At 68.0% G+C, this 14,695-nt stretch carries 18 protein-coding genes, 1 tRNA gene and 1 pseudogene; 13 read left to right on the top strand and 7 right to left on the bottom strand.

Translation table 11 applies throughout. The features are described from left to right. Positions 1-32: 32 nt before the first annotated feature. Positions 33-440: a MerR family transcriptional regulator gene (locus ACRYJK_RS00170; RefSeq protein WP_066764977.1), complete on the top strand. Its 408-nt coding sequence runs from the start codon at positions 33-35 to the stop codon at positions 438-440. A 370-nt stretch (positions 441-810) separates the two neighbouring features. Here ACRYJK_RS00170 and ACRYJK_RS00175 read toward each other — a convergent pair whose 3' ends face one another. The 3 genes from ACRYJK_RS00175 to ACRYJK_RS00185 all read right to left on the bottom strand — a co-directional run bounded on the left by ACRYJK_RS00175 (position 811) and on the right by ACRYJK_RS00185 (position 3,057). Further along, complete coding sequence (locus ACRYJK_RS00175) at positions 811-1,344, bottom strand: site-specific integrase (protein WP_482665583.1); 534 nt, start codon at positions 1,342-1,344, stop codon at positions 811-813. Between the two features lie 102 nt (positions 1,345-1,446). Then, entirely contained in the window at positions 1,447-2,655 is a 1,209-nt protein-coding gene (locus ACRYJK_RS00180; protein WP_482665584.1) for a hypothetical protein, read from the bottom strand. Positions 2,656-2,982: 327 nt separating this feature from the next. Then, a tRNA-Gln gene (locus ACRYJK_RS00185) sits at positions 2,983-3,057 on the bottom strand. Positions 3,058-3,147: 90 nt separating this feature from the next. Here ACRYJK_RS00185 and ACRYJK_RS00190 point away from each other — a divergent pair. Next, positions 3,148-3,687: a retropepsin-like aspartic protease family protein gene (locus ACRYJK_RS00190; RefSeq protein WP_482665585.1), complete on the top strand. Its 540-nt coding sequence runs from the start codon at positions 3,148-3,150 to the stop codon at positions 3,685-3,687. Positions 3,688-3,723: 36 nt separating this feature from the next. Next, positions 3,724-4,410 (top strand): MBL fold metallo-hydrolase, encoded by a 687-nt coding sequence (locus ACRYJK_RS00195; RefSeq protein WP_482665586.1) that lies wholly within the window; start codon positions 3,724-3,726, stop codon positions 4,408-4,410. On the opposite strand, the gene ACRYJK_RS00200 is transcribed toward ACRYJK_RS00195, so the two are convergent. After that, on the bottom strand, positions 4,407-4,829 hold the full coding sequence (locus ACRYJK_RS00200) for an MAPEG family protein (protein WP_482665587.1): 423 nt from the start codon (positions 4,827-4,829) through the stop codon (positions 4,407-4,409). The genes ACRYJK_RS00195 and ACRYJK_RS00200 overlap by 4 nt on opposite strands. A gap of 278 nt (positions 4,830-5,107) precedes the next feature. On the opposite strand from ACRYJK_RS00200, the gene rpmF reads away from it, so the two are divergent. The 10 genes and pseudogenes from rpmF to ACRYJK_RS00250 form a co-directional block, all read left to right on the top strand. Next, positions 5,108-5,287, top strand: a complete 180-nt coding sequence (gene rpmF / locus ACRYJK_RS00205; RefSeq protein ID WP_482665588.1) for a 50S ribosomal protein L32 — start codon at positions 5,108-5,110, stop codon at positions 5,285-5,287. Between the two features lie 39 nt (positions 5,288-5,326). After that, positions 5,327-6,361, top strand: coding sequence for a phosphate acyltransferase PlsX (gene plsX / locus ACRYJK_RS00210; RefSeq protein WP_482665589.1), 1,035 nt, complete (start codon positions 5,327-5,329; stop codon positions 6,359-6,361). Next, positions 6,358-7,371, top strand: a complete 1,014-nt coding sequence (locus tag ACRYJK_RS00215; protein ID WP_482665590.1) for a beta-ketoacyl-ACP synthase III — start codon at positions 6,358-6,360, stop codon at positions 7,369-7,371. Before plsX ends, ACRYJK_RS00215 begins: the two co-directional genes overlap by 4 nt. 114 nt (positions 7,372-7,485) lie before the next feature. Then, positions 7,486-7,782, top strand: coding sequence for an integration host factor subunit alpha (locus ACRYJK_RS00220; protein ID WP_482665591.1), 297 nt, complete (start codon positions 7,486-7,488; stop codon positions 7,780-7,782). After that, positions 7,782-8,237, top strand: a complete 456-nt coding sequence (locus ACRYJK_RS00225; protein WP_482665592.1) for a MerR family transcriptional regulator — start codon at positions 7,782-7,784, stop codon at positions 8,235-8,237. The genes ACRYJK_RS00220 and ACRYJK_RS00225 overlap by 1 nt, the downstream gene beginning before the upstream one ends. 142 nt (positions 8,238-8,379) lie before the next feature. Beyond that, positions 8,380-8,547, top strand: a complete 168-nt coding sequence (locus ACRYJK_RS00230) for a hypothetical protein (RefSeq protein WP_482665593.1) — start codon at positions 8,380-8,382, stop codon at positions 8,545-8,547. Between the two features lie 25 nt (positions 8,548-8,572). Next, positions 8,573-9,115, top strand: coding sequence for a hypothetical protein (locus tag ACRYJK_RS00235; RefSeq protein WP_482665594.1), 543 nt, complete (start codon positions 8,573-8,575; stop codon positions 9,113-9,115). Further along, positions 9,069-9,326, top strand: coding sequence for a hypothetical protein (locus ACRYJK_RS00240; RefSeq protein ID WP_482665595.1), 258 nt, complete (start codon positions 9,069-9,071; stop codon positions 9,324-9,326). The genes ACRYJK_RS00235 and ACRYJK_RS00240 overlap by 47 nt, the downstream gene beginning before the upstream one ends. A gap of 41 nt (positions 9,327-9,367) precedes the next feature. Further along, positions 9,368-9,871, top strand: coding sequence for a CarD family transcriptional regulator (locus tag ACRYJK_RS00245; RefSeq protein WP_482665596.1), 504 nt, complete (start codon positions 9,368-9,370; stop codon positions 9,869-9,871). 91 nt (positions 9,872-9,962) lie between these two features. Then, positions 9,963-10,328 (top strand): annotated as a pseudogene (locus ACRYJK_RS00250) (DEAD/DEAH box helicase); the annotation flags it as partial. Between the two features lie 14 nt (positions 10,329-10,342). On the opposite strand, the gene ACRYJK_RS00255 reads toward ACRYJK_RS00250, so the two are convergent. The 3 genes from ACRYJK_RS00255 to ACRYJK_RS00265 all read right to left on the bottom strand — a co-directional run bounded on the left by ACRYJK_RS00255 (position 10,343) and on the right by ACRYJK_RS00265 (position 14,676). Next, positions 10,343-11,299: a helicase-related protein gene (locus tag ACRYJK_RS00255; RefSeq protein ID WP_482665597.1), complete on the bottom strand. Its 957-nt coding sequence runs from the start codon at positions 11,297-11,299 to the stop codon at positions 10,343-10,345. An 81-nt stretch (positions 11,300-11,380) separates the two neighbouring features. Beyond that, a complete protein-coding gene (locus ACRYJK_RS00260; protein WP_482665598.1) occupies positions 11,381-11,920 on the bottom strand; it encodes a SixA phosphatase family protein in 540 nt (179 codons plus the stop codon). Continuing rightward, positions 11,917-14,676 carry an ATP-dependent DNA helicase gene (locus ACRYJK_RS00265; protein WP_482665599.1) on the bottom strand — a complete coding sequence of 920 codons (2,760 nt, stop codon included), beginning with the start codon at positions 14,674-14,676 and terminating at the stop codon, positions 11,917-11,919. The genes ACRYJK_RS00260 and ACRYJK_RS00265 overlap by 4 nt, the downstream gene beginning before the upstream one ends. Positions 14,677-14,695 lie beyond the last annotated feature (19 nt).

Here is a 14,695-nt window from a genome sequence, read left to right on the forward strand (position 1 = left end):
CCTCCAGTCACTGGAGGATCAAGGGCGAGGCGATGGCGAGGCTGATGATTGGGGACCTGGCACGGCGGACGGGGACCAAGATCAACACGATCCGTTTCTACGAAGAGATTGCGCTGATGCCTCGGGCAACCCGGACCGATTCTGGCCGCCGCACCTATGATGAAGACGATGTCCGGCGGCTCGGCTTCATTCGCAATGGGCGGGAGCTCGGCTTCTCGACCGACGAGCTGCGGTCCCTGATCTCACTATCCGAGCAACCGGAGAGGGACTGCGGCGCCGCTGCTGCGATCGCTCGAAACCACCTCGCCGACGTCGACGCGCGGATTGCAAGGCTCCTCCGACTGCGGGAGGAGCTGCAGCAAGTCGCGACCACCTGCGAGGGGGGCCGAATGGCCGATTGCCGTGTTATCGATGGGATCGCTGATGGTGGCGTCTCTTGAGCTCGCCGCGGGTTCAGGAGAACGGGCGAGTATGATCGTTCTGCTGCGACTGGGTGCAGACCTGCCTCAACGGGACGACCACTTACCCACAGCAGACACTCACAGCTTTCGTTGTCGGCTGCTTCTGAACCGCGCGATTTAGCGACCGAATGTCGCACTTGGGCGCAAAGCTTCCGTTGGCGAGGCCGTCAACTACCTGACCGAATAATTGTTTTCGCCTGCTGTGAGAACGTACCGCTAGGTCTATCAAGCGCTCTGGCTCAGCGGCAAAATCATCGACCAACGACTCCAACGGGCCAAGCCCGTTCACGCCGGCACCATAGACTGTGCGACACGACCATGGTGAAAGTTCCCGCCAATAAGCGGTAGTTCATTTCTCGCTATCGTGGACGCCCCTTTGACGCGAGGGGCGGGGCTTACGATACTCTTTCGGCAAAAGAATGGACTCCGTGCAAGTCGGCAGATGATCGGTGATGACGGGCACCAGGTCCAAATGCGATCGCATGATTTCCACGTTAAGGGCTCCCGGATATCGTTCGGCGCCCTCCCCAAGCCCCTTCTGACTATGCCCAAGGATGTCGTTCCGATCCTCGAGTGCAATGCCATTGTTTCTTAGAGCACCCGCGACCGTGTGGCGGACCGCGTGGAGGCCTTGACCCGGCTTTAAGTCCGGAATGTGCTTTTTGAGTTCGGACCACCACATACGAAAGAAAACGTCACCAATGGTGCGCTTTGTGCCCGGTGCAGGATACAACTCGGGGAACAGCAAAGTTTCTCCTTGCGAACTCATCTTCTCAACGAAGCGACTGAAACCAAGACGCAAAATTTCTGCGTGGAGTGGGACAGTGCGCCGAGAATTTGATGACTTGACGCGACCTGTTCGGTGTTCCGGAACATAATGCATGCCGTACCACCGTTTATTTTAATGTCGCTCAACATCAACTTGCAGACTTCTTCGCGCCTTGCGCCGGTGTACCAGACAAGCAGAGGGACCCAGTAGAGACCGTCATGAATTATATGGGGTCCTGGTTCGAGGCGCCGCTTCGCCTGCGCATCCCGTCCAAGGAGGGAGGCTGAAGAGCGCGATGCCCTGGTCAACCGTCAGGGGATCTCGAGCCTCGCGTGCCGACTTGTCGTCAGGGGTGATGAACCTCGCGAAGTCTAACTCGGAGACGGTGGGCACGTTCTGACGGAGGTAGTCGTGCAGTCGCGCGAGACTGTGCCAATGCTTGTTCGTGGTCGCGACGCTGAGGCCGACTTTTTCGGAATCTAGCGACCCTGCTGCGACGCTTTCCTCCGCCTCCTTTTTGACCTGTTCTAGGGTGAGGCTGGCACGGCGATCTCTCACCGATTTGCCGAATGAAATCGGGATTGTGTCGAACAGACGATCTAAGTTGACGAGATCATTCAAGGAGACTTCGGCGAACGGCTTCGGCTGGTCGAGGGATTTCTGAAGGAGCAGCGCCGCCCACTTGAAATCGCGATACGTCGAGTCGCCGACGGTCCTAGCCGGACGTTTGCTGCCCGACCGGTGATCAAGATGCCCGTACGCCGTCGCTAGGTATCGCTCTGCCACGGCAGTCGGCGACATTTTGGCAAATTCCTGTTGATCGGGCGTGAGCTTTGATCGCGTAAGGGGGCCAGCCTGCGGCAACACATTCGCCATCGTTGCGCTTGCACTCGCAAAGGGGTCAACGGTCGCCCACCGGTCCACGGCATGGCTTTCGTTGAGTGGGAAACGGCTCCTAAGAAGGTCCGGAGCATCCCCGTCAGCTTGTAACTGTTTCGCCGCCTCTGCGCGCGCTCGCGCGATGGTGCGCTGTACGACGGCCAAACGGAGCGGTGTCTCTCGCTCTCCCATCCGCTGGAGACACTGAATAGCATCCGCTTCGAGCCCGGTCGCAAGTGCGTCGCCGCGACGCAAAAGGCCTTTGATGCCGGCGCGTGTCTCCTCGTCGAATTCCGCGCAGTGCCGCTCGACGAATTGTTGCGGGCTGACGCCGGCAAACCCGTGCTCCGCAACGCCGGACCATATCTTGTGGTACGCCAACAAATCGCGGTCGCGGTCATTGACGGCGCCCCATTCGGGCGTGGTCGCCCAAGCGGCTTCGAGATGAATGAGAAGCGTGTGATATGCGCGCATCTCCTCGGCAAGCAGCTTCGCGACGGCTTGCTGTTCCAGCCCTTCCGTCAAAACCCGGGATCGGAAACTCATTCTCACTCTCTCACTATACGCGGTGAGGGCCGAGGCCCGTTCGCGTGCACAGCGCGCCTCCTTCGTTCGGAGGCTCAGTTCGAGTGTTATGGGATGAAGCTTCGACGGCGCCAAACCCGGTACCGTGACCACGCGCCTCCACCAGTAGACGGAGCCCCGGCGTCGGGTGTTTGCGATCGTGCTCGTGGCCATCCGGCAAGGTCCATTTGGCGCCCGTCTCCACCCGCCGTGGGGACAGTTGCTAGGGACAGTTACTGGGGACATCTGGGGCAGGAACAAGGCCGCGTAACACGTAAGCCATTGTTTTGCCGAGGTTCGTCTGGGGCTTGGCTGGGGCGGCAGGATTCGAACCTGCGCATGCCGGTACCAAAAACCGGTGCCTTACCGCTTGGCTACGCCCCAGCAGACGCGGCGGGCGGGTAGGCGATTTGGTTTCGTTTGAAAAGTGCCTGGTCGCGTTGTCGTCGCACGTGCGTTCGCTACATACGCCTGATGGTCCGTCTCGCCATCCTGCTATTCGGCGTTGTCGCCTTCCTGGCGATGTTCGCGCCCCATGTGCTGGAGGGCGGGCCAAGCAAGGCGGTGGAAACCGTGCGCGCCGACGGCGGCATAGCGCTTCGCCTGCCGCAACCGGCCGCGAGCGAGCCGATGGCGACCGCGACCGGCGACGGTGCCCGCTTGCGCCGGGATCGTTCCGGCCACTTCCGCACGCAGGTTCAGGTCAACGGCCAGGCCATGCCGATGCTGGTCGACACGGGTGCGAGCGTCGTTGTGATCGACATCGCAACCGCGCGGAAGCTCGGCATCACGCCGTTGCCGCGCGCGTTCACCGGCCTCGCGCAGACCGTGTCGGGGACGGTGCGCGTGGCGCCGGTGACGCTCGACAGCGTGGCGATCGGCAGCGTGCGGCTGCAGCGCGTGAGCGCAGCGGTGGTCGAGGGCGATAGTCTGCCGATCCCGCTGCTGGGGCAGAGTTTCCTGCGCAGGCTCAACGAAGTCACGATCCGCGGCGACGAGATGATCCTGCGCTGACTTGTCCGAGGGCGCCGGGCGCGGCACAGCATGACCATGACCCAGCCTTCCCAGCCCGCGCCGCCTGCCGCACAGCCGCCGATGCGGGTCGCGGTCATCCCGGTCACGCCGCTGCAGCAGAACTGCTCGCTGATCTGGTGCACTTGGACCATGCGCGGTGCGTTGGTGGACCCTGGCGGTGATCTCCCGCGGCTGCGCGACGCCATCACCAGGACCGGTGTCTCGATCGAGAAGATCCTGCTCACTCACGGCCATATCGATCATTGCGGAGAGGCGGGCACGCTGGCGAAGGAACTCGGGGTGCCGATCGAAGGGCCGCACGAGGCGGACCGTTTCTGGATCGCGCGGCTGGAGGAGGATGGACGCAGCTACGGCATCGCCGCGACGGGGTTCGAGCCCGATCGCTGGTTGGTCGAGGGCGACCCGGTGACTGTCGGCGATCTGGTACTCGATGTGTGGCACTGTCCGGGGCACACGCCCGGCCACGTCGTATTTCACCACCCGCCGTCGCAACTGGCGCTGGTCGGCGATGTCCTGTTTCAGGGATCGATCGGGCGGACCGACTTTCCGCTGGGCGATCACGACGCGCTGATTGCCGCCATCCGCACCAAGCTGTGGCCGCTGGGCGATGCGACGCGGTTCGTTCCGGGGCATGGGCCGATGTCCGATTTCGGACGCGAGCGGCGCTCCAATCCGTTCGTGGCGGACGCGCTGTTCGCCTAGCCGCGTGCGCTGCCGAGCGGGATGACACCGTAGGCGGCAAGCACCCCCAGCACCACCAGCGCCAGCGCGACGAGCATCGTGGCGACCACGCCCAGCATTCGCGCTTTGCTGCCCGTGTCGGCATCCATGCCGAAACCGTGGGCGATGCGCGCCAGCACGAGCGTCGCGGCGAGCGCCGCCAGCCAGCTGCGGTTCACGCCGCTGACCTCGAGCAACGCCACCAGCACGACCAGCAGAGGGACGTTCTCGGCAAAGTTGAGCTGCGCACGCATGCGTCTCGCCAGCAGCGGATGGCCGCCATCGCCATGGCTGACGCGGTTCGTCATGCGCAGCCGCCCGATGCGCATCGCCAGCCAGAGATTGACCAGCACGCAGGCCGCGGCAAGCGTCAGGGCTATGGTCGGTATCAGCGGTGTCATCGGCGTGGTCCCCCCGGTGTTGTTCGTGGGCGTCACCTTGCCCGGGTCCGGTGCGGCGGGGAAGGGGGCGACAGCGAGGCGGCGGCGACTTGATCGAATCGTCAAAATCGCTATGGGCTGCGGCGATCGGTCGACCGTCGGCCCGTCTCTCTTGTCCGGATATGCCCCGGTGAAGCGGCTGCCCATGCTGGGCGGACGCCGCTTGTCCGTTGTGGCATGTGGGTCGGGGGAGCCTTGACGGGGTTCGACCCTCCGACACAAGAAGATCAGGTGATACGATGGCCGTCCCCAAGCGAAAGACCACTCCGTCCCGTCGTGGCATGCGCCGCAGCCACGATGCGCTGCAGGTCGAAGCGCATCAGGAATGCCCGAACTGCGGCGATCTCAAGCGTCCGCACCACCTCTGCAACCACTGCGGCCACTACAACGGCCGTGAGGTTTTGGCGGAGCGAGCCTGATCTCGCCGGGCTGCGCGCCATGATCGAAGGCGTGCAGGCATGAAGCAGCGCATTGCGATCGACGCCATGGGCGGCGACGTCGGCGCGCCGGTGATGATCGCCGGCGCGGCGCTGGCGCATGAGCGTCACCCGTCGCTGCGTTTCCTGTTTGCTGGTGACGAGTCGGCGATCGGCGCGGCGCTCGCCGCGCATCCCGCGCTGCGTTCGGCGTCCGACATCGCGCACACCGACCTCGTCGTGTCGGGCGACGACAAACCGAGCCAGGCCTTGCGCAAGGGGCGCGGCTCGTCGATGGCGCTCGCGATCGACGCGGTGAAGCGGGGCGATGCCGGTGCGGCGCTCTCCGCCGGCAACACCGGCGCGCTGATGGCGATGGCCAAGCTCGCGCTGCGGACGATGCCGGGGATCGACCGACCGGCGCTGGCGGCGCTGATCCCGACGCTTGGCGACAATGATGTGGTGATGCTCGACCTCGGCGCGAATGCGGAGTGCGATGCCACCAACCTCGAACAATTCGCGCTGATGGGCGCCGCCTATGCCCGCACCGCGCTGGGCGTGGCACGCCCGCGCGTCGCGCTGCTAAATATCGGCACCGAAGAGCAGAAGGGCATCGACAGCGTGCGCGAAGCCGCCGAAGTGCTGCGCGCCGCCACCGCCTTGCCGTTCGAATTCACCGGCTTCATCGAAGGCGATAAATTGTCGCGCGGGGAGGTCGACGTGATCGTGCACGACGGCTTTTCCGGCAACATCGCATTGAAGACGCTGGAGGGCACCGCGCGTTTCGTCACCGACCTTTTAAAGCGCGCCTTTACCAGTTCGGTGCGGTCGAAGATCGGCTTTCTGATTTCGCGCCCGGCGACCGAACTGCTGCGCTACCACCTCGATCCCAACAATCACAACGGGGCGGTCTTCCTTGGCCTCAACGGCGTGGTGCTGAAAAGCCATGGCAGCGCCAATGACAAGGGCGTCGCCAACGCGGTGCATGTCTGCGCCAACCTGATCGAACAGGACATCGTCGCGCTCGTCCAGCAGGACCTCGAACGGCTGCGCGAAACCGCGCCAAGCGCTGCGTGAACCCGGCCGGGATCGACCGCGGGCAGCGCCGGCGCATCCGCATCGCGGGCACCGGCAGCGCGCTTCCGGCGCGCTGCGTGTCGAATGCCGAACTCGCGGCGAAGGTCGACAGCAGCGACGAATGGATCGTTGAGCGCACCGGGATCCGCCAGCGCTATATCGCGGGTGAGGGGGAGACGACGGTCACGCTCGCCACGCAAGCGGCGCGCGCTGCGCTCGACGCGGCGGGCGTGGCGGCGGCGGACGTCGACCTGCTGATCCTGGCGACGGCGACTCCGGACCAGACCTTTCCCGCCAGCGCGACACGGGTGCAGGCGGCGCTCAACGTCGGCGATGCGGTAGCGTTCGACGTCGCCGCCGTCTGTTCGGGCTTCATCTACGCGATCGGGGTCGCCGAACCGATGCTGCGCTGCGGCCCGTTCCGCAACGCGCTGGTGATCGGTGCGGAGACCTTCAGCCGCATCCTCGACTGGGAGGATCGGACCACCTGCGTGCTGTTCGGCGACGGCGCGGGCGCGGTGCTGTTGACGGTCGAAGAGGATGAAACGGGAGCTGAGGCGGAGCGCGCGAAATCCGACATCCTCGCCACCCGCATGCATGCCGACGGCCGCCACGGCGATCTCCTTTATGTTGACGGCGGCCCCTCCAGCACCGGCACGGTCGGGCATGTGCGCATGTCCGGGCGCGAGGTGTTTCGGCATGCGGTGACCAATCTCCACGCGATCGTCGGCGAGGTGTGCACGGTCGCCGGTGTCCAGCCTGCGGCGATCGACTGGGTTGTCCCGCACCAGGCCAATGCCCGCATCATCGATGCGACCGCCAAGAAACTGGGGCTGCGGCCGGAGCAGGTGGTGGTGACCGTCGACCGTCACGCCAATACCTCCGCGGCGTCGGTGCCGCTTGCGCTCGACGCGGCGGTGCGGGACGGGCGGATCGCGCGCGGCGACCTCGTCATGCTCGAGGCGATGGGCGGCGGATTCACCTGGGGCGCGAGTCTGCTCCGCTATTGAACGGCTTGCCTTTGCCGGGGCGCGCCCATAGCTTTGCGCGCGGGATGGGTGCCAAGCGCTGACGGTGTACGCGGCGCAGGACGATAAGGGATGTGAGTGAGCGAAACGGGATCGATGACGCGCGCCGGTCTGGCGCGCGCGGTGCATGATCGTGTCGGACTCCCCCAAGCGGAGAGCGCCAGACTGGTGGACGAAGTGCTGCGCACCATCGCCGATGCGCTGGTCGCTGGCGAAGAGGTGAAGCTCACCGGTTTCGGCACCTTCACCCTGCGCGACAAGCGCGAACGGATGGGTCGCAATCCCAAGACCGGCGTGGCCGTTCCCGTCACCCCGCGGCGGGTGGTCGGATTCCGCGCCAGCCAGATGGTCCGCGACCGTATCGCACAAGCGCCGCGTCGCCGCACGGGCTGATGGAGCCGCCCGAACTGCCTATGCCCGGCGTCGACGGCGGGCCAGTGCGTCCCACGGCGCCGCGCGCCAAGGCGGACGGCGCGCTGCTGAGCATCGGCGAGGTAACCCGGCGCACCGGCGTCGCGCCCCATATCCTCCGCTATTGGGAACGGCATGTGCCCGCGCTTCGGCCGCTGCGGCGTGCTGGTGCACGGCGCTACTATCGGCCCGAAGACGTCGCTCTGATCGAACGATTGCAGCGGCTGGTGCGGGAGGAGCGCTACACGCTCGACGGGGCGGCGCGCGCCGTCGGTTCCCGCACGGCCGGGCGGGGCGAGCCCACGCCGCCGACGGCGGACATGGTCGCGGCGACGATCGAAACAGATGGAACGCCACCCTCCATCGACCGCGCGGCGATCGCGCACCTCCGCGATCGGCTCGCCGCGGCGCTCGTCGCGAGTGAGGCGGACGTCTGACCGCGACTCGCGCTCGGAGGCCGTAAAGAATTTTCTTGTCGGGTTGATGACTTAGAACGCGGAACCGCATCGCGTCGTCACGGCTTATCGGCCTCACCCGAGCGCTCTGCTCGGCGCTTCCTTTCCAGGACAGATATTGCCCATGATCCGCATGGCCGATGCCCTGCTTTCGCTCGCGTCGCATGTCGGGTCGCGGCCTATCCTCGTTCTGCTTGGGTCCGACCACGGTGCGGAGCGGCTGGCACTGCTGGCGGGACAGGCCTTTCCCAACACGCCGGTGTTGCCCGGCGACCGACGCGCTGCCCGGTGATGCGATCTCCGCGTCTGCCGCCAACATGGGGCAACGCGCCGCCGCGCTGCATGGGGTCGGTGCATCCCTCTCGCGCGGAGAGGCGCCGCTGCTCATCGTCGGAGCGGAGGCAACGGTTCCGCTTTACCCCGCGCCCAGCGCATTCAAATCCGAACCGCCCGTGCTCCGGCGCGGGCAGGACGTCGACCTCGCGGCATTTCGCGAGCAGTTGATTACGCTCGGCTACCGCGCTGATGAACGGATCGACGAGCCGGGGGAGGTCGGGGAAGCGGGGGTCGTCCTCGACATTTTCCCGGTCGACAGTGCGGTACCGGTGCGAGTTGAGGTCGAATTTGGCGCGGTGCGCTCAATCCGCCACTATGACGCGCTGACCCAAGCGAGCAGCGAGGAGGTTGAGCGCGCGGCGTTCGGTATCGCCGCTGAACCGCCGCTTGGCGCGGACGCGGTTCCGCTGCCGCAGCACATTCCGGGAGCGCTGTGGCTGGTCGACCCGGCGTTTGCGAAAGCGCGCGCGCCAGCTGGTGCTTCAGGACGAGCTTGGCGGCAGCGACCGCATGCCGGTGGTTGACGCCGACGACTGGTCTGCCGAGGAAGGTTGCGCGGTCGCGAACGACACCATCGCCGAGCGTGCAGCCACCCCGACCTTTGCCGTAAAGCGCCGCGCGACCGCGCTGTTCCGCGACTTCCTGTGCGCCGAGGCCGACGCGGGGCGGCGCGTGATTGTCGCAGGGTCGGAGCGCGACACCCGCTTCTTCGCTCGCCGTCTGCGAAAGCGCTAAAGACGCCGGAGCCGCCACGGTTCGACGCGCTCGACGAAGCGATGCAGGCGGACGCGCCGCTTGCGCTCACCACCCTGCCGCTCGACGGCGGCGCGGTGGGCGACGACGTGACCCTGCTTGCCGCAGCCGATCTGCTGGGCTCGCGCGCGGAGGGGGAGCATGTGCTGGCGAGCGTCGCCGGGACCGACCCGCTCGCGGTCACGCTGCGGCTGGGCGACGCGGTGGTGCACGGCCGCTACGGCGTCGGCGTTCTGCGCGGCCTCGCGCCCTTCGACGCGCCCGATGGCGGGGCGAGCGAAACGATCACCGTCGAATATGCCAAGGGCGCGATGCGGCAGGTGCCGGTCATCGAAGCGGGCAAGCTGTGGCGGTACGGGGCGAGGGCGAGGCGGTCAAACGCGACACGCTCGACGGCAAGAGCTGGGAAAAGCGCCGCGCCGAGATCGACGCGTCGATCGTCGAAACGGCGCGGCACCTGCGCAAGCTTGCCAAGGAGCGGGCGAAGCGACTGCGCCCGAGTTGGTCGCCGACGCCGCCGCTTATGAGCGGTTCGTCGACGGCTTTCCCTATTCGGAGATCGCCGATCAGCGCCGCGCGTTCGAGGCGGTGCGCGCGGATCTCGCCGCGGGGAAGCTGATGGACCGATTGGTCATCGGCGACGTCGGCTTCGGCAAGACCGAGGTTGCGCAGCGCGCGGCGGCGATTGCCGCGCTGGCGGGACGGCAGGTGGCGCTGGTCGCGCCGACCACGCTGCTCGCGCGCCAGCATTTCGAGGAGTTCACCCGCCGCTTCAAGCGCGTCGGGATCAAGGTCGTGTCGCTGTCGCGCGCCAGCAGCGCTGCCGAGCAAAAGGCCGCCCGCGCCGCGCTCGCCGATGGCAGCGCCAGGATCGTTGTCGGCACCAGCGCCATCGCCGCCAAATCGACCGTGTTTCAGGATCTCGCGGTCGTCATTATCGACGAGGAGCAGCGCTTTGGCGCGGCGCAGAAGGCCAAGCTCGAGGGGTTGAGCGAGGGTCACGTCCTGCGCCTCAGCGCGACGCCGATCCCGCGCACGTTGCAGTCCGCGCTGGTCGGCCTCAACAGCCTGTCCTTGCTCATCACCCCGCCTGCGCGCCGCGTCCCCATCCAGACCGCGCTCGGCGATTGGGACGAAGAGGCGGTGCGCGCTGCGCCGCTGCGCGAACACGCTCGCCGGGGCCAGTCCGGCGGCAGCACGCCGTAGCGGTCCTCCAGTTCATCGGCGAACTCGTCGAGATCGCCCGGCTCGGCGATCCGCGCCAGCCGGACGTAGGCGGCAATGCGCGCTTCGCCGTCCACGATCCAGTCCGCCGGAAACAGCGCATCGCCGCCGCAGTCGATGCGCGGCAGCGGCGGGCGCTCCGCCTCCCCGTTGAGGTGCCGCAGCGTTTCGGTGAGCAAATGCTGGTAGAGCTCGAGCCCGATCAGCTTGAGGTGCCCCGACTGATCGTCGCTGGTGAGATCGCCCGCACCGCGCATGTCGAGGTCGTTGGCTGCGACCGCGAAGCCCGCCCCCAGCGCCGACTGCGCCACCAGCTGGTTGAGCCGTGCGCGCGTCTTGTCGTTAAGCGTGGCACCCGGCGCGCTCAGGATCAGCACATGGCCACGCCGCGACGAACGACCGACGCGGCCGCGCAGCTGATGCAGCTGACCGACGCCAAAGCGATCGCAGCCGGCGATGATCATCGTGTTGGCGCGCGGCACGTCGAGCCCCGTTTCGATAATGCTCGTCGCCAGCAGCACCTGCCCCTCGCCCCGGGCGAAGCGGATGAGCGCCTCGTCTGCTTCGGCACTGACCATCTTGCCGTGCACCGTCAGCACCTCGAACTCGGGCAGCTGTTTGGCGAGAAAAGCCTGCGCATCCAGGTCGGGCCCGGCAGCGATTGCGCTGACCGCGCGTCCGGGTGCCAAACTCAAGCCCGCCGACAACGCCCGCGTCAGCAACGACCGCATCCTGGCGCCGCGCGACGTGGCGGTGGACGCGGTCGAGGATGCCAGCAATGCGATCTACGAGCTGGTCGAAGCCAACTCGACCTAGCGCGCGTCGGGGCCGAGCGCGGGGTCAAGCTCGCGTGGGAGGATCAGCCGTTCGATTGTCGCTTTCGTGGTTGGCATGTCCGACCAGCGATCGATCGCGAACACGAGCGTTGCCAACGCGGCGGTCGGATATTTGTCCTCGACCGTCGCGCGGTGCGGGTCGCCGGCCTGCGTGAGGTCGAGGATCAGGTCCTCCAACCCCGGGTTATGCCCGCTCATGAGCGCATGGTCGGCGCTGTCGGGCAACTCGCTCGCCACGTCGATCAGCGTCGCGCCGCTGGCGAGGTAGATGCGCCGGTCCCAATGCGGCTCGATTTCGTCGAGCCCTGCGGCGGGCAGGAACGCATCCAGCGTCTCCACCACCCGCACCGCGGGGGAGGCGATGATGTAGTCGATGCCGAGACCGATCGTCGCCGCGTGCTTGCCCACCGTCACCGCCGCGCGCTGTCCGCGCCCGTTCAGCGGGCGGTCGAAATCGCGCGCGACGGGGTCGTCCCAGTCGGACTTGGCGTGGCGCAGCAGCGTGAGGCGTTTCATGCGCCGGCTGTGCCCGATCGCACCGGCGCCGTGAAGGGGTCAGGCGTATCGGTGCCGCCGCGCACCGGCCGCGCCTCGACCCGCGCGATCGCCGTGTCGAGCGTGCAGCGGATGATCGGCGTGCCCGGCGGAAAGGCATTGAGCAGCCGCGACGGAACCGCGCTCGACAGCAGGATGAAGCGCCCCGCATCGTCGGCGCGGCGGATCAGCCGCCCGAACGCCTGCGCGAGGCGCGTGCGGATCAATTCATCGTCATAGGCCGAGCCACCGTTGGCGAGCCGACGTGCGGCGTGGACGACGCTCGGCTTCACCCACGGCACCCCCTCCATGATCACCTGCCGCAGCGAATCGCCGGGCACGTCGACGCCGTCGCGCAGCGCATCGGTGCCGAGCAGGGTCGCGCGCGGGTCGTCGCGGAATACGTCGACCAGCGTGCCGACGTCGATCGGATCGACATGTTGCGCGTAGAGTGCCAGCCCCGCCCGCGCGAGATGATCGGCGATCCGCGCATGCACGCTGCGCAAGCGGCGGATGGCGGTAAAAAGCCCGAGCGTGCCACCGTCGTTGGCGACGATCAGCCGCGCATAGGCCTGCGCCAGCCCCGCGAGGTCGCCACGGCGGATGTCGGTGATGATCAGCACCTCCGCGCGGCTGGCATAGTCAAACGGACTCTCCGCCGCGAAATGCTGCGGCGGGGCGGGGAGGTGGAGCGCCCCCGTCCGCCGGTCCGCGCGGTCCCAGTCGCCGAGAGCGAGCGTCGCCGACGCCACCGTCACGCCATGCGCGGGGCTGAGCACCGTCTCCGCCAGCGGCAGCGTCGGGTCGAGCCAGCGGCGGTGCAGCCCGACGTCGATCTCGCGCCCGTCGATGCGGTCGACGCTCAGCCAGTCGATGAAGCGTTCGTCCGCCGGACCGCCCACGCGCGCCACCAGCCCGAGCCAGGCGGAGAGCGTTTCGCGCCGCCAGGAAAGGCTCGACAGCGCCCCGTCGATGCGCGCGCGCGTCGCGCCATCGAGCCAGTCGGGCGCCTCCTCGACCAGCGCCTCCAGTCGCCGGGCCAGCACGTCGAGCGGGCGGATCAGCGCCTCGATCGCCACCGCCGCCTCCGCCGCCGCCTCGACCAGCGCCGGGTCGGGATCGGCGAGCTCGGCTTCCAAGCCGTAGCCTGCATCACCATCGGGGCGGTCGCTCGACGCATCGCGCACAAACACCTGCGCGCGCACCGCGGCGAGCAGTGCCTCGATCGGCCCTGCAGGCGTCCCCTCCACCAGCCGCGCCAGCCAGCCATCGCCGGGCAGCGCCATCGCCGCCAGCTGCGCCGCGTCGATCGCCGCCGCACCCGCCTCATCCTCCGCCACGACGTCGGCGAGTCGCGCGGAAAGGCCACGCCGCCGCCCGCGGCTGCGCCCCTCCGGCCCGACGATCCAGCGGCGAAGCTCGATCCCCTCCTGCCCCGACAGCGCCACGGCGAACACGCTGTCGGCGGCATCGAACAGGTGGTGCCCTTCATCGAACACCAGCCGCGTCGGCGGGTGGTCGCCGGTGCGCCCGCGCGCGGCGTTGATCATCGTCAGAGCATGGTTGGCGACGACGATGCTCGCCTGCTCCGCCGAGCGGGCCGAGCGTTCGATGAAGCAGCGCTTCCAGTGCGGGCAGGCGGCGTAGATGCACTCGCCGCGCCGGTCGGTGAGCGCGGTCGCGCCCGCGCGCCGGAACAGCGTCGGCAGCCAGCCCGGCAGGTCGCCGCCGACCATGTCGCCGTCGCGGCTGTACATCGCCCAGCGCGCCACCAGCCGCGCCAGCACCGCCGCGCGCCCCTGAAACGCGCCCTGCACGGCGTCCTCCAGGTTGAGCAGGCAAAGGTAATTTTCGCGCCCCTTGCGCACCGCGACCGCCTGGCGATGCTCGCCTTCGCCGGGGTAGAGCCGCCGCGTCTCGCGCGCGAGCTGTCGCTGCAGCGCCTTGGTGTAGGTGGAGATGTGCACCGTCCCCCCCGACGCGCGGCTCCACAGGTCGGCGGGGGCGAGGTAGGCGAGCGTCTTGCCGATGCCCGTCCCCGCTTCGGCGAGCAGCAGGTTGGGCGCGCCTTTCGTGCGGCGTGGGGCGTAGGTCGCCGCCACCGCCGCCGCCATCGCGCGCTGTCCCTCGCGCGGTTCGGCGCCTTCGCCGGTCAGCGTAGCGAGGTGGGCGACCGCGCTCTCGCCACGCACCTGCACGGGGCGCGGCTGCGGGCGCGGTGGCGCCTCCTCCCATTCGGGGAGCGCGAGGAAGACGCTGCGCTCATGCTTGGTCGGCGGGGTCAGCCGCGCGCCCACCGCCGCCGCCCACGGCCAGCGCATGCGCGCGAGCGCGCTCGCCGCATCGAAGGCGCCGCGGCGCTTGGGCCAATCCGGATCGTCGAGCGTCGCCAGCAGCCGCGCTGCGCAGGCGAGCAGCAGCCGCGGCACGCCCCCATCCCCCGCCGCCTCGTCAACATGCACGCCGAGCGCGCGCGCCAGCCCCGCCGGCGTCGGCACCGCAAACTCCGCCGGATGGACGAAAGCGAACAGCTCGAGGAGGTCGAGCCCCGAAATATCCGCATACCCCAACCGCTGCCCCACCAGCGGCGCCGCCAGCAGAATCACCGGCGTCTCCCCCACCACCCGCACCGCCTCCGACCGCGAAAGGGCGCGTGTGTCCCCATCCGGCGAGGCAAACCAGACGCCGGCGTGCGAAGCATGCAGCGCAGGGTAGGGGAGTGGCTGGGCGGGGCTCACCAACCCGCGTTATCGCGAT

The organism is Sphingomonas sp. BLHR8, from assembly GCF_056821725.1.